Source organism: Roseovarius mucosus DSM 17069, assembly GCF_000768555.3.
In the GTDB taxonomy this organism is placed as follows: domain Bacteria; phylum Pseudomonadota; class Alphaproteobacteria; order Rhodobacterales; family Rhodobacteraceae; genus Roseovarius; species Roseovarius mucosus.
Genome location: NZ_KN293976.1, coordinates 61,183 through 86,797 on the forward strand (window position 1 = coordinate 61,183; position 25,615 = coordinate 86,797).

The 25,615-nt window shown below is 63.2% G+C and carries 24 protein-coding genes and 1 pseudogene; 11 read left to right on the forward strand and 14 right to left on the reverse strand.

Annotated elements, in window-relative coordinates; genetic code table 11:
- The first annotated feature begins 73 nt into the window (after positions 1–73).
- Positions 74–886, forward strand: coding sequence for a phytanoyl-CoA dioxygenase family protein (locus ROSMUC_RS04140; RefSeq protein WP_245875108.1), 813 nt, complete (start codon positions 74–76; stop codon positions 884–886).
- On the opposite strand, the gene ROSMUC_RS04145 is transcribed toward ROSMUC_RS04140, so the two are convergent.
- On the reverse strand, positions 883–1,632 hold the full coding sequence (locus ROSMUC_RS04145) for a CDP-alcohol phosphatidyltransferase family protein (RefSeq protein WP_037270034.1): 750 nt from the start codon (positions 1,630–1,632) through the stop codon (positions 883–885). The genes ROSMUC_RS04140 and ROSMUC_RS04145 overlap by 4 nt on opposite strands.
- Positions 1,629–2,291 (reverse strand): phosphatidylserine decarboxylase, encoded by a 663-nt coding sequence (locus ROSMUC_RS04150; protein WP_037270409.1) that lies wholly within the window; start codon positions 2,289–2,291, stop codon positions 1,629–1,631. The genes ROSMUC_RS04145 and ROSMUC_RS04150 overlap by 4 nt, the downstream gene beginning before the upstream one ends.
- Positions 2,292–2,412: 121 nt before the next feature.
- On the opposite strand from ROSMUC_RS04150, the gene ROSMUC_RS04155 reads away from it, so the two are divergent.
- From ROSMUC_RS04155 to ROSMUC_RS04175, 5 genes are all read left to right on the forward strand, one after another.
- The gene (locus ROSMUC_RS04155) at positions 2,413–3,348 is read left to right on the forward strand and encodes an aldo/keto reductase (RefSeq protein ID WP_037270411.1); all 936 of its coding nucleotides are present in this window, start codon (positions 2,413–2,415) and stop codon (positions 3,346–3,348) included.
- A gap of 4 nt (positions 3,349–3,352) precedes the next feature.
- Positions 3,353–4,009: a DUF938 domain-containing protein gene (locus tag ROSMUC_RS04160; protein ID WP_037270036.1), complete on the forward strand. Its 657-nt coding sequence runs from the start codon at positions 3,353–3,355 to the stop codon at positions 4,007–4,009.
- 70 nt (positions 4,010–4,079) lie between these two features.
- Positions 4,080–4,430: a carboxymuconolactone decarboxylase family protein gene (locus ROSMUC_RS04165; RefSeq protein ID WP_037270413.1), complete on the forward strand. Its 351-nt coding sequence runs from the start codon at positions 4,080–4,082 to the stop codon at positions 4,428–4,430.
- Positions 4,431–4,497: 67 nt separating this feature from the next.
- On the forward strand, positions 4,498–5,238 hold the full coding sequence (locus tag ROSMUC_RS04170; protein WP_037270037.1) for a glycoside hydrolase family 25 protein: 741 nt from the start codon (positions 4,498–4,500) through the stop codon (positions 5,236–5,238).
- Positions 5,239–5,365: 127 nt separating this feature from the next.
- The gene (locus ROSMUC_RS04175; RefSeq protein ID WP_146005667.1) at positions 5,366–5,602 is read left to right on the forward strand and encodes a hypothetical protein; all 237 of its coding nucleotides are present in this window, start codon (positions 5,366–5,368) and stop codon (positions 5,600–5,602) included.
- 86 nt (positions 5,603–5,688) lie between these two features.
- Here the strand turns inward: ROSMUC_RS04175 and ROSMUC_RS04180 are convergent, their stop codons facing one another.
- Complete coding sequence (locus ROSMUC_RS04180; RefSeq protein ID WP_037270041.1) at positions 5,689–8,196, reverse strand: GcvT family protein; 2,508 nt, start codon at positions 8,194–8,196, stop codon at positions 5,689–5,691.
- 194 nt (positions 8,197–8,390) lie between these two features.
- On the opposite strand from ROSMUC_RS04180, the pseudogene panB reads away from it, so the two are divergent.
- Positions 8,391–9,212: pseudogene (gene panB / locus ROSMUC_RS21165) on the forward strand (3-methyl-2-oxobutanoate hydroxymethyltransferase); the annotation flags it as partial.
- Between the two features lie 3 nt (positions 9,213–9,215).
- Entirely contained in the window at positions 9,216–10,064 is an 849-nt protein-coding gene (gene panC / locus ROSMUC_RS21170; RefSeq protein ID WP_037270417.1) for a pantoate--beta-alanine ligase, read from the forward strand.
- An 80-nt stretch (positions 10,065–10,144) separates the two neighbouring features.
- Here the strand turns inward: panC and ROSMUC_RS04190 are convergent, their stop codons facing one another.
- The 5 genes from ROSMUC_RS04190 to ROSMUC_RS04210 form a co-directional block, all read right to left on the reverse strand.
- Complete coding sequence (locus ROSMUC_RS04190) at positions 10,145–11,425, reverse strand: acetylornithine deacetylase/succinyl-diaminopimelate desuccinylase family protein (RefSeq protein WP_037270043.1); 1,281 nt, start codon at positions 11,423–11,425, stop codon at positions 10,145–10,147.
- The gene (locus tag ROSMUC_RS04195) at positions 11,422–12,387 is read right to left on the reverse strand and encodes an NAD(P)H-dependent flavin oxidoreductase (protein WP_037270045.1); all 966 of its coding nucleotides are present in this window, start codon (positions 12,385–12,387) and stop codon (positions 11,422–11,424) included. Before ROSMUC_RS04195 ends, ROSMUC_RS04190 begins: the two co-directional genes overlap by 4 nt.
- A 27-nt stretch (positions 12,388–12,414) precedes the next feature.
- Positions 12,415–13,071 (reverse strand): phosphoglycolate phosphatase, encoded by a 657-nt coding sequence (gene gph, locus ROSMUC_RS04200; protein ID WP_037270047.1) that lies wholly within the window; start codon positions 13,069–13,071, stop codon positions 12,415–12,417.
- A complete protein-coding gene (rpe, locus tag ROSMUC_RS04205; RefSeq protein WP_037270049.1) occupies positions 13,068–13,769 on the reverse strand; it encodes a ribulose-phosphate 3-epimerase in 702 nt (233 codons plus the stop codon). Before rpe ends, gph begins: the two co-directional genes overlap by 4 nt.
- A gap of 105 nt (positions 13,770–13,874) precedes the next feature.
- Positions 13,875–14,771, reverse strand: coding sequence for a zinc-ribbon domain-containing protein (locus ROSMUC_RS04210; protein WP_037270051.1), 897 nt, complete (start codon positions 14,769–14,771; stop codon positions 13,875–13,877).
- A gap of 162 nt (positions 14,772–14,933) precedes the next feature.
- On the opposite strand from ROSMUC_RS04210, the gene ROSMUC_RS04215 reads away from it, so the two are divergent.
- The 3 genes from ROSMUC_RS04215 to ROSMUC_RS04225 are packed head-to-tail and all read left to right on the forward strand — an operon-like array spanning position 14,934 to position 17,256.
- Positions 14,934–15,611, forward strand: coding sequence for a cell division ATP-binding protein FtsE (locus ROSMUC_RS04215; protein ID WP_037270053.1), 678 nt, complete (start codon positions 14,934–14,936; stop codon positions 15,609–15,611).
- Positions 15,608–16,513, forward strand: a complete 906-nt coding sequence (locus tag ROSMUC_RS04220; protein ID WP_037270055.1) for a cell division protein FtsX — start codon at positions 15,608–15,610, stop codon at positions 16,511–16,513. Before ROSMUC_RS04215 ends, ROSMUC_RS04220 begins: the two co-directional genes overlap by 4 nt.
- The gene (locus ROSMUC_RS04225; protein WP_037270057.1) at positions 16,510–17,256 is read left to right on the forward strand and encodes a lysophospholipid acyltransferase family protein; all 747 of its coding nucleotides are present in this window, start codon (positions 16,510–16,512) and stop codon (positions 17,254–17,256) included. Before ROSMUC_RS04220 ends, ROSMUC_RS04225 begins: the two co-directional genes overlap by 4 nt.
- Before the next feature lie 26 nt (positions 17,257–17,282).
- Here ROSMUC_RS04225 and ROSMUC_RS04230 read toward each other — a convergent pair whose 3' ends face one another.
- The 6 genes from ROSMUC_RS04230 to sucD form a co-directional block, all read right to left on the reverse strand.
- Positions 17,283–18,086 (reverse strand): glycosyltransferase family 2 protein, encoded by an 804-nt coding sequence (locus tag ROSMUC_RS04230; RefSeq protein ID WP_102105874.1) that lies wholly within the window; start codon positions 18,084–18,086, stop codon positions 17,283–17,285.
- A gap of 13 nt (positions 18,087–18,099) precedes the next feature.
- Complete coding sequence (lpdA, locus tag ROSMUC_RS04235; protein ID WP_037270062.1) at positions 18,100–19,488, reverse strand: dihydrolipoyl dehydrogenase; 1,389 nt, start codon at positions 19,486–19,488, stop codon at positions 18,100–18,102.
- A 142-nt stretch (positions 19,489–19,630) separates the two neighbouring features.
- Entirely contained in the window at positions 19,631–20,026 is a 396-nt protein-coding gene (locus tag ROSMUC_RS04240; protein WP_037270064.1) for an MAPEG family protein, read from the reverse strand.
- 76 nt (positions 20,027–20,102) lie between these two features.
- Positions 20,103–21,617 carry a 2-oxoglutarate dehydrogenase complex dihydrolipoyllysine-residue succinyltransferase gene (gene odhB / locus ROSMUC_RS04245; RefSeq protein ID WP_037270065.1) on the reverse strand — a complete coding sequence of 505 codons (1,515 nt, stop codon included), beginning with the start codon at positions 21,615–21,617 and terminating at the stop codon, positions 20,103–20,105.
- Between the two features lie 3 nt (positions 21,618–21,620).
- Positions 21,621–24,581, reverse strand: coding sequence for a 2-oxoglutarate dehydrogenase E1 component (locus tag ROSMUC_RS04250; protein WP_037270067.1), 2,961 nt, complete (start codon positions 24,579–24,581; stop codon positions 21,621–21,623).
- A gap of 98 nt (positions 24,582–24,679) precedes the next feature.
- Positions 24,680–25,561 carry a succinate--CoA ligase subunit alpha gene (sucD, locus tag ROSMUC_RS04255; RefSeq protein WP_037270069.1) on the reverse strand — a complete coding sequence of 294 codons (882 nt, stop codon included), beginning with the start codon at positions 25,559–25,561 and terminating at the stop codon, positions 24,680–24,682.
- Positions 25,562–25,615: the final 54 nt, after the last annotated feature.

A 25,615-nucleotide genomic window follows, 5' to 3' on the forward strand; every position in this document is an offset into this window, starting at 1 on the left:
ATGCAGGCCATACTCTTTGGCATATCCACCGCCAGGAGACAGACCATGGGCACCCCCGAATCCCTGATTGATCTTGACCGCTACCCGGTTCACCAAAGGGGGGCTGGCGCGCGACGCGGTCCTTGCCCGCGTCCGGGCCGATCTTGGCCGCGATGGCTGTGCGGTGCTCAAGGGGTTCCTCACCCCGGCAGGTGTGGACATCCTGCGCGCGCAGGCAGAGGGCGTTGCGGACAAGGCGTTTCGGTCCTTCAACCGCACCAACCCCTATTTCACCAAGGACGACCCGAGCCTGCCCGCCACCGATCCGCGCCGACGGTTCTTCGAGCGCTCCAACAGCTTTATCCCGGCGGACAACTTTCCATCCGCAAGCCCGCTGCGCGGGCTCTATGAATATCCCGCCTTGACCACGTTCATTCAGGACTGTCTCGAGGAAGAAAACTTCTATCCCTATGCCGATCCGCTGGCCGATGTGATCGTGAATGCCGCCGATGAAGGCAACGGATTCCCGTGGCATTTCGACACCAACAATTTCACCGTCACCATCGCGCTTCAGAATGCCGATGAGGGAGGCGCGTTTGAATATGCGCCCAATATCCGCGCCGGGGGCGAGAATTTCGCCGAGGTCGAAAAGGTGCTGGATGGCACCTCGGACAAGGTCAGAACGCTTGTGCTGGAACCCGGCGATCTTCAGATCTTCCGGGGGCGCTATTCGCTTCACCGGGTCGCACCATTGCGCGGCAAGACCCCGCGTTACGTTGCTATCCTGTCCTATGTCGAAGAGCCGGGAATGGTGGGCACGCCCGAACGCTGCCAACAGCTGTACGGCCGCACCCTGCCAATCCATCACGAGCGTGCGGGTCAGAGGGCCGACGCCTATCTCGATTAACCCTCGTTGGGATACCAGAAGAGCGCAGCCCAGATCACCATGCCGACATAGGCCAGACACATCACGATCAGCGCCGCCCAGGTAAAGATCACCAGCGCCGCCGCGACACAGGCAAAGGCCAAGAGGAAAAACTTGACGTTCTCGCGCGAGATGCGGGTTTTCTTGAACGACCAGATCGGCACCGGCGAAATCATCAGTAGGCCAACCCCGGCCATGTAGAGCCCGGTGAGGAACGCAGGCGGCGGGGACATATCGGGCAGCGCAAAGGTCACGAACATCGGCAGCATCGCCAGAAGCGCGCCTGCGGGCGAGGGCAATCCCTGGAAATAGGCCCCCGATCCGCCCTTGCCGCCCTCTTCGCGCGCGCTGACGTTGAACCGCGCCAGACGCATGACGCAGCACACAGCAAAGAAGAGAACCGCGATCCAGCCAGCCTGTCGCGCATCCTGAAGGCCCCAGTAATAGATCACCAGCGGGGCCGCGACGCCGAAGTTGACAAAATCCGCCAGCGAATCAAGCTCGGCCCCCATGGCGCTCGAACTGCGCAAAAGCCGCGCCAGACGTCCATCGAGACCGTCCAGAACCCCGGCAATGAGCAAGAGCTGCACCGCGCGCACATAGTCCCCCTGCACGCCGAGCCGGATTGCCGTTACCCCGGCACAGATCGCGGCCACGGTCAGCATGTTGGGCAAAAGCTGCGCCAGCGTTACCTCGCGGCGCGCGTGGGGCTCGGGGTCTGGCGTCATTGATCCAACTCCGCGATCACGGTTTCCCCCGCCACCATGGTCTGACCCACGCGCACACTCGGGGCAACACCCTGGGGCAGATACACATCGAGACGAGAGCCAAAACGAATGAGACCAAACCGCTCTCCACGCCCAATGGCCGCGCCCGGTTTCACGAAACAGACAATCCGCCGCGCCACCAATCCGGCGATCTGCACCACCGGCAAGAGCCGCCCATCGGCCATTTCGATCACCACGCCATTGCGCTCGTTATCCTCGCTCGCCTTGTCGAGAGAGGCGTTGAGGAATTTGCCGGGGCGATAGGCCACCGTCTTGATGGTGCCTGCGACCGGCGCGCGGTTCACATGGCAGTTGAACACGCTCATGAACACGCTGACGCGGGTGAGCGGCGTGTCCGGCAGGCCCAGTTCGGCAGGCGGCACCACCGGTTCGATCAACGACACGATGCCATCCGCGGGGCTGATGATCAGGCCGGGGCGCTCTGGCGTCACACGCGCGGGATCGCGAAAGAAATAGTAGCACCACACCGTGAGGCCCACACCGATCCAGCCCAGCACATCCCAGACCATGAAAAGCGCAAGCGTGACGAGCGCAAAGATCGCCACGAACTTGCGCCCCTCGGGGTGCATCGGCTTGATGAAGGTTTCATGCATTTTCATGCGCGCGCGCTCCTTGCGACGGGTCCGGGTTTGCTTCCGTTTCCCCCCGCCTAAGCCCATGGCTCTCAACTTTCAAGGTGACAGCTTTTCTTTGCAACATCCACATGGCAATCTCTGCGCCATGACCATGCAAATCACCTCCCCCGACGGAACCCCGGCCAGCCGCTTTGCCTTTGGCACCATGCAATTCGGCGATGCCGCAGACGAGGCCGCCTCGCGCGCCATGTTCGACGCCTGCCTCGGCGCGGGCATCACCCATTTCGACACCGCGCATCTCTATACCGATGGCGCTGCGGAAACGCTCTTGGGGCGGTTCGCGGCCCCACATCGCGACCGGCTGACCATTGCCACCAAAGCCGGGTATTCCGGCGGGGCGGGGCGCGAGAACATCCTCGCGCAGTTCGACATCTCCCGCCAGCGTTTGGGCATGGACAAGGTCGAGATTCTCTACCTCCACCGCTTTGATCCCGACACGCCGCTTGAGGAAACTCTGGAAACCTTCGCCGAGTTGCGCGCGCGCGGGCAGATCAATCATGTCGGCCTGTCGAATTTCGCCGCGTGGCAGGTGATGAAGGCCGCCTGCATCGCCGCGCGATTCGACCTCAGGATCTCGATCCTGCAACCGATGTATAGCCTCGTGAAACGGCAGGCCGAAGTTGAAATCCTGCCGATGGCCGCCTCCGAAGGGATGGTGGTGGCGGGGTATTCGCCGCTGGCCGGCGGATTGCTCACGGGCAAATACGCGCGCGGCGAAACCGGGCGGCTCACGGGCAATGAACGCTACGCCATCCGTTATGGTCAAGGCTGGATGCAAGAGGCGGCGCTTGCCCTTGTCGAGATTGCGCAAGAGTTGGGCACCGATCCTGCCACCCTCGCGGTGGCGTGGGCGGCGCAGCATCCGGCCCATCCAGTGCCGATCATTTCCGGCCGCTCTGCCGCGCAGATCGCGCCATCGCTGGCCGCCCTCGATTTCGAGATGGACGCGGCCCTCTATGCGCGGATTGCCGCCCTCAGCCCCGCACCGCCCCCCGCCACCGACCGCACCGAAGAGGCCTGAGCCGATGGCGCAACGCCCCCTGCCGCCAACCGCCTCGATCGCGCACGCGGGCGACGGGGCCAAGCTGCACGCACCCTCTGCCGAGCGCAACGCGGCGATCATCACCGAGGCTCTGGTCGGCATCGCGCCCGCGACAGGCCGCGCGCTCGAGATTGCCAGCGGCACGGGTCAGCATGTCGTGGGCTTTGCCCGCGCGATGCCCGGTCTCGATTGGCAACCGACCGAGGTGGACGCTGCGCGGCGCGCCAGCATCGACGCTTGGGCGGCCGAGGCCGGATTGCCCAATCTGCGCGCGGCCATGCCCCTCAACGCGACGCAAGCGGGTTGGGGCACAGAGGCGGGCGAGCGCGCCCTGATCGTGCTCATCAACCTTCTGCACCTCATCTCGACGCCAGAGGCACAAACGCTGGTGCAAGAGGTGGCCCGTGCCCTCGCCCCGGCGGGGCGCTTTGCGCTATACGGGCCGTTCCTGCGCGAGGGTCAGGCCACATCCGAAGGCGATGCCCGGTTCCACGCCAGCCTGATCGCGCAGGACCCCGCCATCGGCTACAAGGATCTGAAAGAGGTCCAGGATTGGCTGCGCGACGCGGGGCTCACCTTGATCGAAACCCGTGCGATGCCTGCCAACAATGTACTGCTGATTGCTGAGCGTCCCGCCTGATCTGGATCAAGGCCACGCGCGGCGCGGCGTGGTTTCTGCCGGGACAGAGACAGGCATGGAGAGCACGCACATGAGTTGGCCAACCAAGATCGAGACCACCCGGCAGGAATTGCGCGCGCTCAACGCGCTCATTCCCGACACCGCCCGTGCCTTTGGCGGGTTGGGCAAGGCCGTCAAGGAAGGCGGCACGCTTGACTTCAAGGTCAAGGAATTCGTGGCCCTGGGCATTGCGGTTGCAACCAAATGCGAACCCTGCATCGCCCTGCATATGGAGGCGCTCATTCGCACAGGGGCCACCCGCGAAGAAGTGGGCGACGTGCTGGCCATGTCGATCCAGATGGGCGGCGGCCCGGCGATGATGTATGCCGCCAAAGCGCTCGCCTGTTACGATGAACTGTCGGAAAAAGGCCAGCCCGCATAAAAACGGCTGACCGATTCACGGTAATCAGGTTAGGCTCGGGGCAGGTCTTCTTGTAACGGGTTTGCCGATGCTGCGTGCTCTTTTCCTCTGCCTTGCCGTCCTTTGCGGCCCCGCTCTGGCAACCGAGCGGTTTGGCGACTATGCCCCGGTCGATTTTGGCCCGCGCGGCCCGTCACGCTATCCGGTTCATGGCATCGACGTGGCGCGCTTTCAGAACGAAATCGACTGGCGGCGCGCGGCGCTCTCTGGGGTGGCCTTTGCCTTTATCAAGGCGACCGAGGGCGGCGATCTCAAGGACGCGCAATTCGACCGCAACTGGCAATTGGCCGCGCGCAATGGCGTGCCGCGCGGGGCCTATCATTTCTACTATTTCTGCACCCCGCCCGAAGTGCAGGCGCAATGGTTCATCCAGAACGTGCCGCGCCGGGGCAAGGCGTTGCCGCCCGTGCTGGATATGGAGTGGAACCCGTTTTCGCCCACCTGCACGGTGCGCCCACCGGGGGCAGAGGTGCGCAGGCAAGCGCAGATTTTCCTTGATATCGTCGAGCGCTATTACGGCCAACGCCCGATCATCTACACGACCCCGGAATTCTACGAGCAAACCGGCATCGGACAGATAGAGGGGGTGGAATTCTGGTTGCGCTCGGTCGCCAAGACGCCCGACCAGGTCTATCCCGGCAAACGCTGGACCTTTTGGCAATATACCGGCACGGGCATCGTGCCGGGGGTCGAGGGCGGCGTCGATATCAACGTCTTTGCCGGGTCTGAGGGGGATTGGCGCAGGTGGTTGCGCCAGCACTACAAGTAGCACAAGCACCTTACAAGTAACTTTGATAAACGGCACTGTGGGATTTGAATTTGCTTTCGAAACCTGAAATATTCATAGTAATTTGCATGCAGGAGTTATTTGAACAACAAAGATGAGGAGCCATCCCTTGCCGTATCTGTTCTACTTATTTGCTTTGATCGCCGTAGTTTTGTCAGTTTTGAAATTGAGTACAGGGCTTGGGTTAATTTCTCAAACTTGGTTTGCGGAAGCAGCCTTTTTTCTTGGCATTGGCAAAATAATTGCACAACTTGAACAAATAATTCCTGTTTCTCAGGATAGCCATAACTTGGTTGAAAAGTCGCTTTCGATAGAAGACGACATACCCGAACAGTTCAAAGACTAATACCCATAGAACTAGCTTTGATTTTCACCCACCCCGCGCTGCATTTACCGTAGGGTGGGTGTAAGCTACCAGTTAGTTATAGACACTCACCCGTCCTTGCGGATGGTCTCGTTCTTGGGATCATAGGGGCTGTCGCAGGTCACGACCGCATCCCAGAGCTGATCGAGCATCTTGACCTTGAGCTTGGTGCCCTCAACCGCCTGCTCAGGCTTGACATAGCCCATGCCGATGGATTTCTCGAAGGCCACCGAATAGCCACCAGAGGTCAGACGCCCCACGCGCTCACCCTCGGGCGTATAGAGCACCTCACGCCCCCAGGGATCGGCATCGGCGGGCCCGTCGATCAGAAGCGTGCAGCATTTCACCCGCACACCGGTTTCGACCATCCGGGCCTTGCCACGGAATTCCTTGTCCAGATCGACAAAGCGCGGCAAATCGGCCTCGAGCGGGGTGGCATCGCGGCCAAGCTCGTTGCCGAAGGCGCGATAGCTTTTCTCTTGCCGCAACCAGTTTTGCGCGCGCGCACCGACGAGTTTCATCCCATACTTCTCGCCAGCCTTTTCCAGCAGGTCGAAAAGGTAGTTCTGCATCTCGATCGGATGATGCAATTCCCAACCCAATTCGCCGGTATAGGCCACGCGGATGGCATTGACCGGGCACATGCCCAATTCGATCCGCTGCGCCGACAGCCAGGGGAACCGCTTGTTGCTGAGCGCGGTCGCCGGATCGGCATCCTTGACGACCTCGTTGAGCACCGCGCGCGATTTCGGCCCCGCGATGGCAAAGACACCCCATTGCGTCGTCACGTCCTGGATCTCGATATAGCCGAATTCGCCCGCCATATCCTCGGCCGATTTGCGCAGGTAATCGGCATCGTATTCCGTCCAGGCCCCGGCAGAGACGAGGTAATACTCGTTCTCCTTGAGGCGCACGATGGTGTATTCCGTGCGCGTCGTGCCGTGATCCGTCAGCGCATAGGTCAGGTTGATACGCCCCACTTTCGGCAGTTTGTTGCAGGTAAACCAATCGAGGAACGCGGTCGCCCCCGGCCCCTTGACCATGTGCTTGGAAAAGGCGGTCGCGTCGATCAGGCCCACACTCTCGCGGATGGCCTTGGCCTCTTCGACGGCATATTGCCACCAGCCGCCCCGGCGGAAGCTGCGGGCGTCATGGTCGAAGTTTTCCGGCGCGTCGAGGGGCCCGTAATAGTTGGGGCGTTCCCAGCCATTGACGAACCCGAACTGCGCGCCGCGCTTCTTTTGCCGGTCATAGGCGGGCGAGGTGCGCAACGGGCGGCACGCGGGGCGCTCTTCATCCGGGTGGTGCAGGATATAGACGTGATCGTAGCATTCTTCGTTCTTGCGCGCGGCAAACTCGGTCGTCATCCAGTTCGACGAATAGCGCTTGGGATCAAGGCTCGCCATGTCGATCTCGGCCTCGCCATTCACCATCAGCTGCGCGAGGTAATAGCCGGTGCCGCCGGCGGCGGTGATGCCAAAGCTGAAGCCCTCGGCCAGCCACATGTTGCGCAGCCCCGGCGCGGGACCGACCAGCGGGTTGCCATCGGGCGTGTAGCAGATCGGCCCGTTGAAATCATCCTTGAGTCCGCTTTCCTCGCACGAAGGAATACGGTGGATCATCGCCATGTATTGTTCTTCGATCCGCTCCAGATCGAGCGGGAAGAGGTCGGCACGGAAGCTGTCCGGCACGCCATATTCAAAGCAGGCAGGGGCGTTCTTTTCATACACACCCAGAATCCAGCCGCCGCGCTCTTCACGCACATAGCTCTGCGCATCGGCGTCGCGCACCACGGGATGCTCCTTGCCACCATTCTTGCGGAATTCGACCAGCGCCGGGTCCTGATCCATGACCACGAACTGATGCTCGACGGGGATTGCCGGAATCTTGATGCCCAATTTCTTGGCGGTGGTTTGCGCATGGTTGCCCGAGGCTGTCACGACATGCTCGGCGGTGATGACGATCTGCTCGTCCGAAGGGACCAGATTGCCGCCCTTTTCCACCATCTTGGTGCAGGTCACTTCCCAGGCGCTGCCGGTCCAGTGGAACGCATCCGCCTGCCACTTGCGCTCGATCATCACGCCGCGCTGACGCGCGCCCTTGGCCATCGCCTGCGTCACATCGGCGGGGTTAATATAGCCGTCGGTGTTGTGATAGAGCGCGCCCTTGAGATCAGAGGTGTTGATCAGCGGCCACCGCTCCTTGATCTCGTCCGGGGTCAGCCACTGATAGGGCACGCCGCAGGTCTCGGCGGTCGAGGCGTAGAGCATGAATTCGTCCATGCGCTCATCTGTCTGCGCCATGCGCAGGTTGCCCACCACGGCAAAGCCCGCATTGAGCCCGGTCTCGGCCTCGAGCGTCTTGTAGAACTCGACCGAATACTTGTGGATATGGGTGGTCGCAAAGGACATGTTGAAGAGCGGCAGAAGCCCCGCTGCGTGCCAGGTCGAGCCAGAGGTCAACTCGTCCCGCTCCAGCAGCATCACATCCTCCCACCCGGCCTTGGCGAGATGATAGGCAATCGAGGTGCCAACGGCCCCACCGCCAACGACGAGGGCTTTGACCTGGGTTTTCATGACGTGCGACTCCCTTCGGGTAACATGAGTTGGGCCGATGTTTATCAATCCTGCCATTTCGCGCGCAGCCCATCCGACGCAACGCCGCACGAAAGCGACGTCACGCCAGATCGCAGGCGAAAACAGAGGTGTGGATTTCTCTGGCGAGGATTGATAGCGTGCGCCGCAATGCAGAAATGACCGGACTTCAGCCCATGAGCGCCACCGCCACCAAGACCGCCCCCCTGCCGGAGGATATCCGCGCCATGAAAGGCGGCACGCCCATCGTCAGCCTGACAGCCTATACGACGCCGATGGCGTGGATGATGGATGCCGCCTGCGATTTCGTGCTGGTGGGCGACAGCGTGGGCATGGTGGTACACGGCCTGCCCTCGACCCTCGGCGTCACGATGGAGATGATGATCCTGCACGGTCAGGCGGTCGCGCGCGGCCTCAGCCATGCCATGCTGGTGATCGACATGCCCTTCGGTTCCTATGAGGAAAGCCCCGAACAGGCCTTTCGCAACGCGGCGCGGATCATGCGCGAGACAGGTGCTGCGGCGGTCAAGCTCGAAGGCGGGCGGCACATGGCGGACACCATCGCCTTTCTCGTGGCGCGCGGTGTGCCGGTGATGGCGCATATCGGCCTCACGCCACAATCCATCAACACACTGGGCGGCTACAAGGTGCAGGGGCGCGGCGATGCCGCCGAGACGCTACTGGCCGATGCCCGCGCGGTCAGTGCGGCGGGAGCCTTTTCGGTCGTGCTGGAAAAGGTCACGGCCTCGCTGGCCGACCGGATCACCGCCGAAATCCCCATTCCCACTATCGGCATCGGTGCCTCGGTGGGCTGCGACGGGCAAATCCTCGTGGTCGATGACATGCTGGGGCTTTTCACCGCCTTCAAACCGAAATTCGTCAAGCGCTATGCCAGCTTGGGTGCAGAAGGAGAGGCGGCCATTGCCGCCTATGCCGCCGAGGTGCGCGCGCGGACCTTCCCCGCACCCGAACATACCTTTGCCGACAAGGCCCCCGCGCGGATGAGCGCGCCCATCCTGCGCGACCTCAGCGCGCTGCGTGCCGCCACCCGTCCCTGGATTTTGGCAGGCGAGACGATTGGCGTCGTGCCCACCATGGGCGCGCTGCATGACGGGCACCTGTCGCTGGTGGCGGCGGCCAAGGCAGCCTGTGACCGGGTGATCGTGACCATCTTTGTCAATCCCAAGCAGTTCAACACCCCCGAAGACCTCAAGAACTATCCTCGCACGGAAACCGAGGACGCACGCAAGCTGGAGCGCTTCGACGTGGATGCCCTCTGGGTGCCGGATGGCGACCAGATGTATCCCGAGCATTTTGCCACGACCGTCTCTGTCGCGGGCCTCACGGATGTGATGGAGGGCGTCTATCGCCCCGGCCATTTCGACGGCATGTCCACGGTCGTGACCAAGCTTTTTACCCAGACAGCAGCCACCGATGCCTTTTTTGGCGAAAAGGACTATCAGCAGCTGATGGTCGTGCGCCGGATGGCGGCGGATCTGGATATTCCGATCACCGTGCACGGCTGCCCGACGATCCGCGAGATCGACGGTCTGGCCATGTCCTCGCGCAACCTGCTTTTGTCGGACCGCGCCCGCACCACGGCCCCCGTGCTGCATGAGGTGATGGAGCAGATCGCCGAAGGCCTGCGCGCGGGTAGCGATTTCCAGGCGTTGCACGCCGAGGCAGTGACGCGGCTGGAACGGGCGGGCTTTACCGGGGTCGATTACCTCGATCTGCGCGCGCAGGACGATCTGTCAGCCCTCGCGACCCCCATACGCCCCGCCCGGCTCTTTGCGGCCGCTTGGCTGGCAGGGGTGCGCCTGATCGACAATATCGCCATCGGCACCTGAGCGGTTTCATCGCTCCGTAAATACTCAAATCCCGCCGCCCGACGCAGGGGCGGGTTTCGAGTATTTGCAGAACAGTGAATTCAGGCCCCGAGCAACTCCGCAAGCGCAAGCGCCATGACAAGCGCGGATTGTTCCATATCGTCGATCCCCACATATTCATCCGGCTTGTGCGCCAGATCGAGAATACCGGGGCCATAGGCGATGCAATTCTTCAGCCGCCCGATCCGGTCGATATGTTTCTGGTCATAGGTGCCGGGGCTGACCACGTAATCGGCGGCATGGCCGAACACCTGATCCACCGCCCGCGCCACCGCCCCCACCACCGGCGCATCGCGGTCGGTCATCGTGGGCAGGACGCGGTGCAATTCGCGCAATGTATAGTCAAACCCCGCTCTTCCGCTGCGCAGGTTTTCCAGCAGATCACGGATTTCGGATTCGACCGCGCCAATATCCTCCTCGATCAGGAACCGCCGGTCGATCACCATGCGGCAGCGGTCGGGCACGCAAGGGCTGGGCAGGCCGGTGTAATCGGCGGCCTGCTCCGGCTCGCCGCCATGGATCGAGTTGATGTTGAGCGTGGAGTGCCGCGCGCCTTCGGGCACCACCGGCATCTCGGTGCGCCGGGCCGCCAGTGCCGGAAAGAGCTGCGCCTCCATCCGTTCGATCACGGCGCCCATGTGGCGCACGGCGCAATCCCCGAGAAAGGGCATGGAGCCATGCGCAATCTCGCCATGCGTCTCGATTTCGGCCCACCAGACGCCACGATGCCCAAGGCAAATGCGATCCTTTCCCAAGGGTTCCGGGATGATGACGTGATCCACCCGGCCGGGGCTGAAATAGCCCCGCTCAGCCAGATAGGCGACGCCGCCAAAACCGCCCGATTCCTCATCCGCCGTACCGCTGATCTCGATGGCCCCGGCATAATCGGGACAGGTGGCGATGAACGCCTCTGCCGCGATGATGCTTGCCGCAAGTCCGCCCTTCATGTCACAGGCGCCCCGGCCATAGATCTTGCCGTCGATCACCGCACCGCCAAAGGGGTCCACGCTCCAGCCATGGCCCACCTCGACCACGTCGATATGGCTGTTGAAATGCACGCAAGCGCCGGGCCGCGCACCCGCGCGCCGCGCGATGATGTTCCAGCGCGGGTGCCGGTCGCTGTCGCCCGGCGCGCCCATCGCGCGGATCAATTCGGTCTCGAACCCCGCCGCGCGCAGGCGACGGTCGAGATAGTCGCAAATCTCGCGGTAATTCTCGCCCGGTGGATTGAGGGTGGGAATGCGGATCAGATCCTGCGTGAGCGCGATCAGATCGTCGCGCCGCGCCGATATTTCGGCCTTCAGACGCTCCGCTACACTCATCCGGCCCAGCCCGGCGCGCGCGCGAGCAGCGCTTCGGCCTCGTCCACGATCCGCGCGATGATGTCGGCCACTGGCGGGCGATCATGGATCAACCCCGTTGCCTCGCCGACAAAGGTATTTGCGCGGTCAGGATCACCCGCTGCCCAGCCCGTAGCCCAGTCAGCGCGCGCGGGCAAATCCTTGCGCAAACCGTCGGGATCGTCATGCCAACGCTCTGTCACCGCATTGCGCAGCACGCGCGCCGTGTAGCGTGCGGGCCAACGCAGATCGCGCGCGGCATCCATCACGGTCGAGCGGATTGTCTGATCCCCGGTCGCGGCAATCGCGGCATCGGTCATTGCCTGGGATACCTGCGCCTCGGCAGAGGCCCAGAGGCGCGATCCCATCAGAGCGCCGTCCGCCCCGAGCATGAGCGACGCGGCCAATCCTCGCCCATCGGCAATGCCCCCCGCCGCCAAAAGCAGCACCTCGGGGGCCTGCCGCGCCAGCCAGTCGGCCACCTCGGGAACCAGCGTGATCGTGCCGCGCCGCTCGCCGTGACCCCCCGCCTCGGCCCCCTGTGCCACGATGATCCGCGCCCCACAGTCCGCTGCGCGCTGCGCGTCTCGCAGGGTTTGGACCTGACAGATGAGCGGCACACCCGCCGCCGCGATCCGGGGCGCGAATGGCGCGGGATCGCCGAACGAGAGGCACAGCGCCGCCGGTTTGCGCGCCAGAACCTGATCCAGAACCGCAGGGTTTTCGGCCATTTTCCATGTGATGAACCCGCATCCTACCTGCGCATTCCCCGCCTCGGCAAAGGCCCCGTCCAGCCAGTCGGCATTGCCATAACCGCCCCCGATCAGGCCCAGTCCGCCAGCGTGGGTCACAGCCGCCGCCAAACGCCCCCCGGCGGCAAAGGCCATCGGCGCGCAGAGAATGGGATGGGTCAGGCCAAGGACCTCGGTCAAACGGGTTCGCATGGGCTGAGTATGCCCGCGCAATCACCCTCAGGACAAGAGGCCTCTGATCAGCCCCGGCAAGTGCGCGAAATCCGAAAACGCCCGGTCATGGGCGATCCGTTCGACCGGCCCCTTGCGATAGCCCTCGGTGTAAAGAACAAAGGGCACCCCCGCCCGCGCCGCCGTTTCGGCATCAACCTCGCTGTCGCCGACAAAGACCACGTCCCGTGCGCCAAGCGCTGCCGCCGTGGCCTGAAGCGGGGCCGGGTCGGGTTTGCGCACGGTCAGGCTGTCCCCTCCGATGATCACCGGGAAATAGCCGTCCAGCCCCAGATGTGACAGGACAGAATGGGCCGGCCCCTCGGGCTTGTTGGTGCAAAGACCCAGCGCCAGATCGGCCCCCGCCAGGCCGTCAAGCGCGTCCATGACCCCCGGATAAACCTGTGTCAGGGTCACGGCGGTTTCGTAATCGGCGATGAACTCTTCGATCAGACGGGCGCGCAGCGCGCCATCCCCTGCCCGCCCGCGCGCCGTCAGACAGCAGGTGATGAAATGCGGCACGCCGCTGCCGATGAAACTACGGGTTTCGTCGGGCGTGAAAGCGGCAAACCCATGCTGTGCCATCAGGCGGTTGGCGGCGGCGTGAATATCCGGCGCGCTGTCGATAAGCGTGCCATCGAGGTCGAAAATGACCGCGCGGCTCATGCCATGGCACCGGTCGCCGCCTCTGCCGCGCGACGGATCGCGCGGATATTCTCGCCGTAGACGCCGGGGTTATCGACGCTGCCGCCCTTGAAGACCGCAGAGCCCGCCACCAGCACATCGGCCCCCGCCGCCGCCATCAAAGGTGCTGTTTCGGTGGTGATGCCACCGTCAATCTCGATATGGATGGGCCGGTCGCCGATCATCGCACGCAGGCGTTTGACCTTGTCGATCTGGCTATGGATGAACTTCTGCCCGCCAAAACCGGGGTTGACCGTCATCACACAGATGAGATCCACCATATCAAGCAGATGATCGACCGCGTCGATCCCCGTGCCGGGATTGAGCGCGAGACCCGCCTTGCACCCTGCCCCACGAATGGCCTGCAAGGTGCGGTGGATATGCGGCCCCGCTTCGAGATGCGCGGTCAGGATGTCGGCCCCGGCCTGCGCAAAGGCGTCAATATAGGGATCAACCGGCGAGATCATCAGATGCACATCCATCACCGTCTTGATATGTGGGCGGATGGCGGCGCAGAGCGGCGGACCAAAGGTGAGGTTGGGCACGAAATGCCCGTCCATCACATCGACATGCACCCAGTCACATCCCTGAGCCTCGATGGCGCGGATTTCCGCCCCGAAATTGGCGAAATCGGCAGAAAGAATGGAAGGGGCGATCTTGATCGAACGATTGAGGCTCATGGCAGGTCTCCTCTGGGGCGCATGCACGCGACATGCGCTGCCTATGGCCAGAGGTCAAGACCCAAGGGGCAGCGCGCCGCAGCCCCGAGCCAGCAGCAAACCCGCCTAGAACCAGCCCGCGACCAGTTGATCCAACCACACCCGCGCCATGTTGACCGCATTCACATATTGCGTGAGCGGTGCCTCGGCTGCGGGGATGGACGCGGCCAGACGCGGGGCCAGCGCATAGACAAGGGCCGCGAGACCGAAGGTGATGATCGCAAGGCGAAAGCCGCTGCGAAAACCGCCACGCCCGACAGGCAATTCGATATCCTCGGGAATCGGGCTCTGCGCCGGTTCTGCGCGGTCGCCAGTCGAGGTGAGCGAAGAATTGATCTCTTCTATATCGGGCAAGAGATTGCGCCGGGATGAGGGGTCAATGCCAGCATGTGCATCGGTCATCTCGGGCGCAGTCGGTGCAGACGGGCCAGAGGTGCCGCGCAGACGCTCCATCCGGGCGCGGGCCTGCCTTGTGCGCTCGTCCTCCGAGAGGTCGGGTTCTGTAAGGCCCAGATCGGGCTGCATCTCGATTCCGCCGGGGGCGGCGCGGACCTGTCGTTCACGCTCGGCCTCCTGCCTCAGGATGTCGGCGACACCGGGGTCGATGCCGCGCCGCGCAGGGCGGGCAGACGCCGGGTCCGGCTCCGGTTCTGGCTCTGACAGGTTCTCCTCGAGCATATCGTCGTCATAATCGTCGTCTTCGCCATAGACATCATCGGGCAGAGGATCGTCACCGTTCTCGGAGTTCTCGGATCCTTCTGCCGCAGGCGCGGGGGGCGGCAGGTCTTCGTCGCGCAACTGAGGGCCCAGATCATCGTCGCCCGACGCAGCGGGCGCATGCGACGGATGATGCTGAAACCAGGTATCCCCACAGTTGGAGCATTGCACATCGCGCCCGCTCACCGGGATCACTTCGTCGGGCACCTCGTATTGTGCACCGCAATTCGGGCAAATCAGCCTCATTCTGCCACCTGCTTCTTGCCGCCGTTGTCCGGCCCCTCTCGTTAGCCATCAGCATAGGCGGTTCGCTGCTTTCGGAAAAGGCCAAAGCGAATCACGCGCAGGATCATTGCACATGTGTGGCCTCTGGGGCATTTAGGGGCGGTAAGTGACAAGGGGACAGCGGTGATCGAGCTGGAGAATGTGGCCTATAGCTATGGCGGCGGCGAGTTGCTGGCGGATGTGTCGCTGGCGCTCAGTCCCGGTTCGTTTCATTTCCTGACCGGGCCGTCGGGATCGGGCAAAACAACGCTGCTCAAGCTATGTTATGGTGCTCTTGTGCCCACGGCGGGACAGGTGCGCCTGTTCGGACAGGAACGGCGCACGATGGAGCGTGACGACATCGCCATGGTTCGGCGACGGATCGGCGTTGTGCATCAGGACTGCCAGTTTCTTGATCACCTGAGCGTTTCGGAAAACATCGCCCTGCCACTGGCTGTCTCGGGTCGTGATCTCTTGGCCGAGGATGCCAACCTGCGCGAATTGACCGGCTGGGTCGGCCTCAAGGAGCGCGCTAATGCCTTGCCGCCGGAACTGTCCGGGGGCGAGCGCCAGCGCGCGGCCCTTGCGCGTGCGGTGATCATGTCGCCCGATGTGGTGCTGGCGGATGAACCGACCGGCAACGTCGATTGGGAGATGTCGCAGCGTCTCTTGCGCCTGCTGATCGAGTTGAACCGAATGGGCAAGACCATCCTCATCGCAACCCATGACCTCGCCCTGATCCGCGCCGCCAAGAGCCACGTTCAGGCCCGCGTCCTGCGGATTGCATCGCGCAAGCTGCAATTGGCGGGGGCGGATCTATGAAGATCGACCTCGCACAGGTCAAGGCCCTACTGCTGACCGACAGGCAGGCCGACCGCGTGGTACCACCCACTGGCTTTACGGCCTCGCTCACGCTCTTCAGCGCGGGCGTCATGGCCTTTCTCGCGGTTTTCGCCCTTGCCCTGTCGCTGGCGACCGGGCGGCTGGCGGATCGCTGGGGCAACGAACTTGCGCGCACGGCAACGGTGCGGATATCCGCCCCCGAAGGCCAGATGGCGGCCCAAACCGCGGCGGCGCTGCGCGTCCTTGAAACCACCGCCGGGGTGGACCGTGCCCGCGCCCTCACGGATGAGGAACAAGCAGCACTCCTGGCCCCGTGGTTCGGCCCCGGTCTGCCCATTTCGGATCTGCCGATCCCGCGCCTGATCGAGGTGATCGAAACCTCAGACGGGTTTGACGCCGACGGCCTGCGCCTGCGCCTGAGCGCCGAGGTGCCGGGGGCCATGCTCGATGATCACACGCGCTGGCGGCAACCTCTGGTGCGCGCGGCCAGCCGGTTGCGGCTCTTGGGGTGGGTCTCGCTGATCCTGATCGGGGCAGCAGTCGGGGCGATGATCACGCTGGCGGCCAACGCGGCCCTTGCGGCCAATGCCCAGGTGATCAGCGTGCTGCGCCTTGTGGGCGCGCAGGATACCTATATCGCCCACGCTTTCGTGCGCCGCTTCACGCTCCGCGCGCTCAGCGGGGCCTGTGTCGGCATGGTTCTGGGTTGCGGTGCGATCCTGCTCTTGCCGAGCGCACAAATCGAGGGCGGGTTTCTAACCGGCCTCGGATTTCAAGGCTGGCACTGGATCTGGCCCCTGATCATTCCTCTGCTGGCGGCGGCAGTGGCCTTTGTCGCCACCCGCCTCGCCGCGCAGCGTACGCTTAAGGACATGCCATGAAATACGCGGTTCAGTGGGTTCGGTCGCTGCTCTTTGTGGCGCAGATGTATGTCATGCTGCCTGTGGTCGGGCTGATCTACATGCCCGCCGCCATTGTCAGCCGCAAGGGTGCTCTGGCGGGTTGCAAGGCCTATTGCCGCTGGGTCCGTTGGACCGCAGCATGGATGGTCGGCCTGCGCACCGAAGTACGCGGCACGCCACCGGATGGCCAAGTACTGATTGCGTCCAAACATCAATCCTTTCTGGATATCCTGCTGATTTTCAGCGAATTGCCGACAGGACGCTTTATCATGAAGCGCGAAATTCTCTGGACGCCGGTGATCGGGCTTTACGGCATGCGGATCGGCTGCGTGCCGGTTGACCGTGGCAAGCGGGGCGCCGCGATCAAGAAGATGGTCGAGGATGTGGCGCGCGGGGCGCAGACCCCCGGCCAGTTGATCATCTACGCCCAAGGCACGCGCGTGGCCCCCGGCGCACAGATGCCCTACAAGATCGGGACCGCCGTGCTCTATGAACAGATGGGCGTGCCCTGCGTGCCTGCGGCCACCAATGTGGGTGTGTTCTGGCCCAAGCGCGGCATCTACCGCAAGCCGGGGCTGGCAGTGGTCGAGTTCCTGCCCGCGATTGAACAGGGTCTGGACCGCGACAGCTTTATGACACGACTGGAGCACGATGTCGAAAGCGCCTCCAATGCGTTGATGCGCGAGGCGGGATTTGATCCAGAACAGCCCGCGCGCAAGTAAGGCGTTCCGGTCGGGCCACCCGACCTCTAGACGGCCAGCCGGGTTTTCATGAACTGGTAAAAGAACTCGGCCTTGCCCGCCTGCGCATAGGCCCGGTTCAGCCGTGACTTGGCCTCGAAGGCATGGCGTGCGGCGCGGCCATGCTGCGGCGCAATCCGGGTGCGACCGGTCTCGATGGCGCGCATGTGCTCGCGGTACGCCTGTTCAACCCGGCAGGCAAAGGCGGCTTGCGCCGTGGCGCTCTGCGCGTTGAGATGCAGGTTGTAGCTGGTCGCACCCAAAGGCGCGCGCCCCCCCACAAGCGACAGGATTTCCATCGCGTGCAATACGTCCTGCGCGGGCCGATTGCGAAATGGCCCGACCAACCCGCACCGCGCCACCGGATGAAAACTGGCCCCGGTGCGCCCCAGATCGGCAAAGCCAAGGGCCGTCTGGCCCCCGCCCGGCACATGCAGCAGAGCCTCCTTGCCCAGCAGGATACGGGTTCGGCCAAAGGCCGCCCCATGCGACCGGGCCAAGGGCAGAAGTGCCGCCAGATAGCCCGGCTCCCAGGTGTCATCGGCATCGAGAAAGGCGATCACCGGCGCGGTTGCCCGCGCGATGGCCCGGTTGCGCGCAGGGCCTGCGCCAGTGGCCATGTGATGCGTGGCACAGCGGATCAGGCGCAGACCGAGATCGGGCAAATCGTCATAGCCCTGCCCGTCATCCGGGGCGATCACTACCTCTATACGCTCTGACGGCAGCCCAGAGGCCGCGATGGAGGCAAGAGCGGCGGGCAAGCTGCCGCCCGCCTGAAACGCCGGGATGACGACCGAGACGAGGGACGTCATCGCGCCGCCCCGCTCACGCGTGGATTGCCCCATCTCCGCAGGCCAAAGCCGCTTCGCGCACGGCCTCGGAATAGGTCGGGTGCGCGTGGCAGGTCATGGCCAAATCCTGCGCAGAGGCCCCGAATTCCATCGCCACGCAAATCTCGTGGATGAGATCGCCCGCCGCAGGCCCGATGATATGCGCGCCGAGGATGCGGTCAGTCTCTTTGTCGGCGAGGATCTTCACGAAACCGTCGCCCGCAAAAACCGCCTTGGCACGGCCATTACCCATAAAGGAAAACTTGCCGACCTTATAGGCACGCCCTTGTTCTTTCAGGCTTTCTTCGGTCGCACCGACATTGGCAACCTCGGGATGCGTATAGATCACGCCGGGAATGACGCCGTAATTCACATGCCCATGCTTGCCCGCCAGCACCTCGGCCACGGCCATGCCTTCATCCTCGGCCTTGTGGGCCAGCATCGGGCCTTCGATGGCGTCGCCGATGGCGTAGATGCCCTTGACCGAAGTCTGCCAATGGTCATCCGTGGCGATCTGGCCGCGCTTGGTCATTTCGACGCCCAACTCGGCCAGCCCCAGCCCGTCGGTATAGGGCTTGCGCCCCGTGGCGAGCAGAACGGTATCGGCATCCAGCTGATGCGTGCTGTCGTCCTTGCGCAGTTTGTAATTCACCTTGGCCTTGGTCTTGAGTGTCTCGACCGATTGCACGGCGGCCCCCATGATGAAGTTAAGCCCTTGTTTCTTCAATGTTCTTTGGAAGGTTTTTTGCACCTCGCCATCCATGCCGGGCGTGATCGCGTCGAGATATTCGATCACCGTCACCTCAGCCCCCAGACGGGCATAAACCGAGCCCATTTCGAGCCCGATCACACCCGCGCCGATCACCACCAGTGATTTCGGGATCTTGCCCAGTTCCAGCGCGCCGGTGGAGGTGACGACGATCTTTTCATCGACCTCGACACCGGGCAGAGAGGCAGGCACAGAGCCGGACGCAATGACGATCTTCTTGGCCTCGTGGATGTCTTCACCCACCTTGACGCGCCCCGCCTCGGGGATGGAGCCCCAGCCCTTGATCCAGTCCACCTTGTTCTTTTTGAACAAAAATTCGATGCCCTTGGTGTTCTGGCCGATCACGTCATCCTTGTAGGCCAGCATCTGCTTCCAATCGACCGAGGGGGATTTGCCCTTGAGGCCCATGGCCGCGAAATTATGCTCGGCCTCGTGCAGCATGTGGCTCGCGTGCAAGAGCGCCTTGGAGGGGATGCAGCCCACGTTGAGACAGGTGCCGCCCAGAGTGGCGCGGCCCTCGACCACGGCGGTTTTCAGCCCCAGTTGCGCGCAGCGGATGGCGCAGACATAGCCGCCGGGGCCAGCACCGATGATGATTACGTCGTAAGAGGCCATGGGTCAGATCCTTTCGTTTTGCGCGGCGAGGCCGCGTCGGTATTCTATCGGTCTTGCGTCGGTGCGGGCGGGGCAGAATGGGGGCGCTGCCCCCGTCGCGCTGCGCGCGCCTCCCCCGAGGTATTTTGAGCCAGATGAAACATCAGAAGAGCGCCGCCAAAAGCATGAGAAGCGTGGCAAGCAGACCCACCGCCCAGATGAAGGAACGCGCGGGGCTAAGCCCGGCGTAATAGGCAGGCACATAGAGGATGCGGGCGGCAACGTAGCTATAGGCGCACCAGGCGGTAAAGTGGCTGGACTGGCCAGAGAGGGTGATCACCAGACACGCGATGGTAAAGAGGATCAGCCCCTCGAAATGGTTCGAAAGCGCCCGGCCAAGGCGGGCGGTTTGCGGGGAGAGGGGCCGCGGCGGCTCGTGATCGCGCGCGGACATCGTGTAGCCCGGCCCAAGCTCGAGATTGGCGGGGATGGCATAGAGGACGAATTGCACGACCTGCCAGAGCGCCGCGAGGGTGAGGGCGGTGAGTTCGTGGGTCATTCGGAGCCTCATGCCATGAGGTGCGCAATGAATGCACACCCTACGGGGGGTAGGGTGCGCACTTGTTGCGCACCGATTACAGATCCATCAGCAAGCGGCGGGGATCCTCAAGCGCTTCCTTGACCCGCACGAGGAAGGTCACAGCCCCCTTGCCATCCACGATCCGGTGATCGTAGCTGAGCGCCAGATACATCATCGGGCGGATCACCACCTGACCGTTGATCGCCATCGGGCGGTCCTGAATCTTGTGCATCCCCAGAATACCCGATTGCGGCGGGTTCAGGATGGGCGAGGACATGAGCGAGCCATAGACGCCGCCATTCGAGATGGTGAAGGTGCCGCCCTGCATTTCCGCCATGCTGAGCTTGCCATCACGGGCACGCGCGCCCTTCTCAGCGATGGCCTTTTCAATCGCGGCAAAGCCCATGGAGTCCACATCGCGGATCACCGGCACGACAAGGCCGGTGGGCGTGCCCGCCGCGATGCCCATATGCACGAAGTTCTTGTAGACGATGTCGGTGCCGTCGATCTCGGCATTGACCTCGGGCACCTCTTTCAGGGCATGCACGCAGGCCTTGGTAAAGAAGGACATGAAGCCAAGGCGCACGCCGTGCTTCTTGTAGAACTCGTCCTTGTATTGATTGCGCAGCGCCATGACCTCGGTCATGTCCACCTCGTTATAGGTGGTGAGCATGGCGGCGGTGTTCTGGCTGTCCTTGAGGCGACGCGCGATGGTCTGGCGCAGCCTCGTCATTTTGACCCGCTCTTCGCGGGCCACATCCTCGGCCGGGGCGGGCGCGCGTGGCGCCTGAGCGGGGGCAGCGGAAGCGGCGGGGGCCTGTGTGGCGGCGGCTGCAGCGCGGGCCACATCCTCTTTCATCACGCGGCCGTCGCGGCCCGAACCCTGCACCTGATCACGGCTGAGACCGGCCTCGGCCATGGCTTTCTTGGCCGAGGGCGCATCCTCGACATCCTTGCCACCGGCAGCGGCGGGCGCTGCGGCCTCTTCGGCCTTGGGGGCTGCGGCGGGAGCAGATGCCCCGGCACCCGAGGACAGGATCGCAAGCTTGCCCCCGGCCTGAACGGTGGAGCCTTCGGCCGCAAGAATCTCGGTCAGCGTGCCTGCGGCGGGGGCCGGCACCTCGACCGAAACCTTGTCTGTTTCCAGCTCGCACAGCATCTCGTCAGCGGCGACCTGATCGCCCACCTTCTTGAACCAGGTGGACACGGTGGCCTCGGTCACGCTCTCGCCTAGGGTCGGCACCATTACGTCGACGCTCGCCCCAGAGTCGGCGCTCTCGGACTTGGCGGGCTTTTCGGATTTCTCGGCCTTTGCCGGGGCAGCCTTGGCCTCACCGGCGGAAATGGTGGCAAGCAGCGCATCAACCCCAACGGTCGTGCCCTCTTGGGCCACGATCTCGCCCATGGTGCCTGCGGCGGGGCTGGGCACCTCGACCGTCACCTTGTCGGTTTCCAGCTCGCACAGCATTTCATCGGCGGCGACCGGATCGCCGGGTTTCTTGAACCATGTGGCGACAGTCGCCTCGGTCACGGATTCGCCAAGGGTGGGGACGCGGACTTCGGTGGTCATGGGTTAGTTCCCTTCGATGGTCAGCGCGGCATCGACCAGCGCTTCTTGTTGTGCTTTGTGCTGTTTGGCGAGGCCCGTCGCGGGCGACGCCGAGGCGGGACGACCGGCATAGGTGGGCCGCAGATGCTTGGCCTTGATCCGGGTCAGGACCCACTCGATATTGGGCTCGATAAAGGACCATGCCCCCTGGTTCTTGGGCTCTTCCTGGCACCAGACCATTTCCGCGCCTTTGAAGCGTTCCAGCTCCTTGACCATGGACATGGCCGGGAAAGGATAGAACTGCTCCAGCCGCAGAAGATAGACATCGTTGATCCCGCGCGCATCGCGCTCCTCGAGCAGGTCGTAATAGACCTTGCCCGAGCACATCACGACACGGCGAATCTTGTCATCCGCGACCAGCTTGGTTTCGGAATTGCCGTATTGCGCATCGTCCCACAGGACGCGGTGGAACGAAGAGCCGGTGGTGAACTCTTCGGCCTTGCTCACCGCCAGCTTGTGCCGCAAGAGCGATTTCGGCGTCATCAGGATGAGCGGCTTGCGGAAGGTGCGATACATCTGGCGGCGCAGGATGTGGAAATAATTGGCCGGTGTGGTGCAATTGGCCACGATCCAGTTATCCCCGCCACACATGGTCAGGAACCGCTCGAGACGGGCCGAGGAATGTTCCGGCCCCTGCCCTTCATAGCCATGCGGCAAAAGGCAGACGAGACCCGACATGCGCAGCCATTTCGATTCCCCCGACGAAATGAACTGATCGAACATGATCTGCGCGCCATTGGCGAAATCGCCAAACTGCGCCTCCCAGAGGGTAAGCGCGTTGGGTTCGGCCAGCGAATAGCCATATTCAAAGCCAAGAACCGCGTATTCCGAAAGCATCGAATCGATGACCTCGTAATGTGCCTGCCCTTCGCGGATATGGTTCAGCGGGTAATAGCGATCTTCGTTATCCTGATGGATCAGGCCGGAATGCCGCTGAGAGAAGGTGCCGCGCGTGCAATCCTGCCCCGAGAGACGGACGCGATACCCCTCGGTCAGAAGCGAGCCAAAGGCCAGCGCCTCGGCCGTTGCCCAGTCAAAGCCGCTGCCGGTCTCAAGCATTTTCGCCTTGGATTCAAGCAACCGCTCAACCGTCTTGTGGAGCGGGAAACCTTCGGGCGCGGTGCTGAGCGCACGGCCCACTTCGGCCAGGGTCTCGGGCTTGATCGCGGTCTCGCCGCGCTCATACTTGCCGCGATGGGCGTTCAGATCGGCCCATTTGCCATCCAGCCAGTCGGCCTTGTTCGGGCGGTAATCCTTGCCCGCCTCGAACTCATCCGCGAGATAGGCTTGGAACGCGGTTTTCATGTCCTCGATTTCCCCCTCGGGAATGAGGCCATCCTTGACCAGCCGCTCGGTATAGAGGCTGAGTGTGGTTTTCTGCTGCTTGATCTTTTTATACATCACCGGGTTGGTGAACATAGGCTCATCGCCTTCGTTATGCCCGAAGCGGCGATAGCAGATCATGTCGATCACCACGTCCTTGTGGAATTTCTGGCGGAATTCCGTGGCGACGCGGGCGGCATGGACGCAGGCCTCGGGATCGTCCCCGTTAACATGGAAAATCGGCGCCTCGACCATCAGCGCAATGTCAGTCGGATAGGGCGATGACCGGCTGAAATGCGGTGCAGTGGTAAAGCCGATCTGGTTGTTCACCACGATATGAATGGTGCCGCCGGTGCGATGCCCCTTGAGGCCCGACAGACCGAAACACTCGGCCACAACGCCCTGACCGGCAAAGGCCGCATCGCCATGCAAGAGGATCGGCAACACCTTGGTGCGGTCGGTGTCGTTCAACTGGTCCTGCTTGGCGCGGACCTTGCCCAGAACCACCGGGTTGACCGCCTCGAGGTGGCTGGGATTGGCGGTCAGGCTGAGGTGCACCTTGTTGCCGTCGAATTCGCGATCCGACGAGGCGCCAAGATGGTATTTCACATCGCCCGATCCATCGACCTCTTCGGGCTTGAAGCTGCCGCCCTGAAACTCGTTGAAAATCGCGCGGTAAGGCTTGCCCATCACATTGGCCAGCACCGACAGGCGACCACGGTGCGGCATGCCGATCACGATGTCCTGCACGCCCAACTGGCCACCGCGCTTGATGATCTGCTCCATCGCAGGGATGAGGCTCTCGCCGCCATCCAGACCAAAGCGCTTGGTGCCCATGTATTTCACATGCAGGTATTTCTCAAAACCTTCGGCCTCGACCAGCTTGTTCAGGATCGCCTTGCGCCCATTGCGGGTAAAGGTGATTTCCTTGTCATAGCCCTCGATCCGCTCTTTCAGCCAGGCAGATTCCTCGGGGTCGGAAATATGCATGTATTGCAGCGCGAAGGTGCCGCAATAGGTGCGTTTGACGATGGCGAGGATCTCGCGCAGGCTGGCAATTTGCAGGCCCAGCACGTTGTCGATAAAGATCGGGCGATCCATGTCGATTTCGGTGAACCCATAGGATTTCGGATCGAGCTCCGGGCGGTTCGGCGTCTCGCGCAGACCCAGCGGATCAAGGTCGGCGGCCAAGTGCCCCCGGATGCGGTAGGCGCGAATGAGCATCAGCGCGCGCACGGAATCGAGCACGGCGCGTTTCACGTCCTCGTCGGTCAGGCTCACGCCCTTCTCAGCGGCCTTGGCGGCGATCTTCTTGCCCGCATCCTTCAATTCAGGCTCGGCGGGCCATTCCCCCGTCAGCGCCGCGGTCAGGTCATCCGACGGCATGGGGGGCCAATCGGCGCGCGCCCAAGAGGGGCCAGCGGCCTCGGCCTTTACATCGTCATCACCATCGCCCAGCGCGTCGAAAAAGCTTTTCCACGCCGCGTCGACCGCGTTCGGGTCATTGGCATAGCGCGCATAAAGCTGTTCGAGATACTCGGCATTATGCCCCTGCATGAAGGAGGAGGCATGAAACTGGTCGTTGGGGGATTGGTCGGTCATGTCAGATGTCCTTTTCGCAACACATCCCGGGCCTGACCCGGGATCACCCAGCCGCGCAGGGGCCCCGGGTCAGGCCCGGGGCGCGCGCGAACGGGCCTTTAGCCAATCGCCTTGAGCACGGCTTCGCCGAGGCCAGCGGGGCTTTCTGCCACGGTGATGCCGGCGGATTTCATGGCCTCGATCTTGCTCTCGGCGTCGCCCTTGCCGCCCGCGACGATGGCGCCGGCGTGGCCCATGCGGCGGCCCGGCGGGGCGGTGCGCCCGGCGATAAAGCCTGCGACAGGTTTCTTGCGCCCGCGTTTGGCCTCGTCTTTCAGGAACTGCGCCGCTTCTTCTTCCGCGCTGCCGCCGATTTCGCCGATCATGATGATCGACTGCGTTTCGTCATCGGCCAGGAACCATTCCAGCACGTCGATATGTTCGGTGCCCTTGATCGGGTCGCCGCCGATGCCCACGCAGGTCGATTGGCCAAGGCCCACATCCGAGGTCTGCTTGACCGCCTCATAGGTGAGCGTGCCCGAGCGGCTGACCACGCCGACGCTGCCGCGCCGGTGGATATGGCCGGGCATGATGCCGATCTTGCAGGCCTCGGGCGTGATGATGCCGGGGCAGTTCGGGCCGATGAGGCGCGATTTGCTGCCCTCCAGCGCCCGCTTGACGCGCATCATGTCGAGCACCGGAATGCCTTCGGTGATGCAGACAATGAGCTCCATCTCGGCATCAATCGCCTCGAGGATACTGTCGGCGGCGAAGGGCGGCGGCACGTAGATGACGCTCGCGTTGGCCTCTGTCACATGCTTGGCCTCATGCACCGAGTTGAACACGGGCAGGTCGAGATGCGTCGTGCCACCCTTGCCGGGGGTGACGCCGCCGACCATCTGGGTGCCATAAGCGATGGCCTGTTCGGAGTGGAATGTGCCCTGAGAGCCGGTGAGGCCCTGACAGATTACCTTGGTGTGTTTGTCGACGAGGACTGCCATTTTGGCGTTCTCCTGTAATGAATTCGCGGGGGAGGTGGGTTGGCACCCACCCTA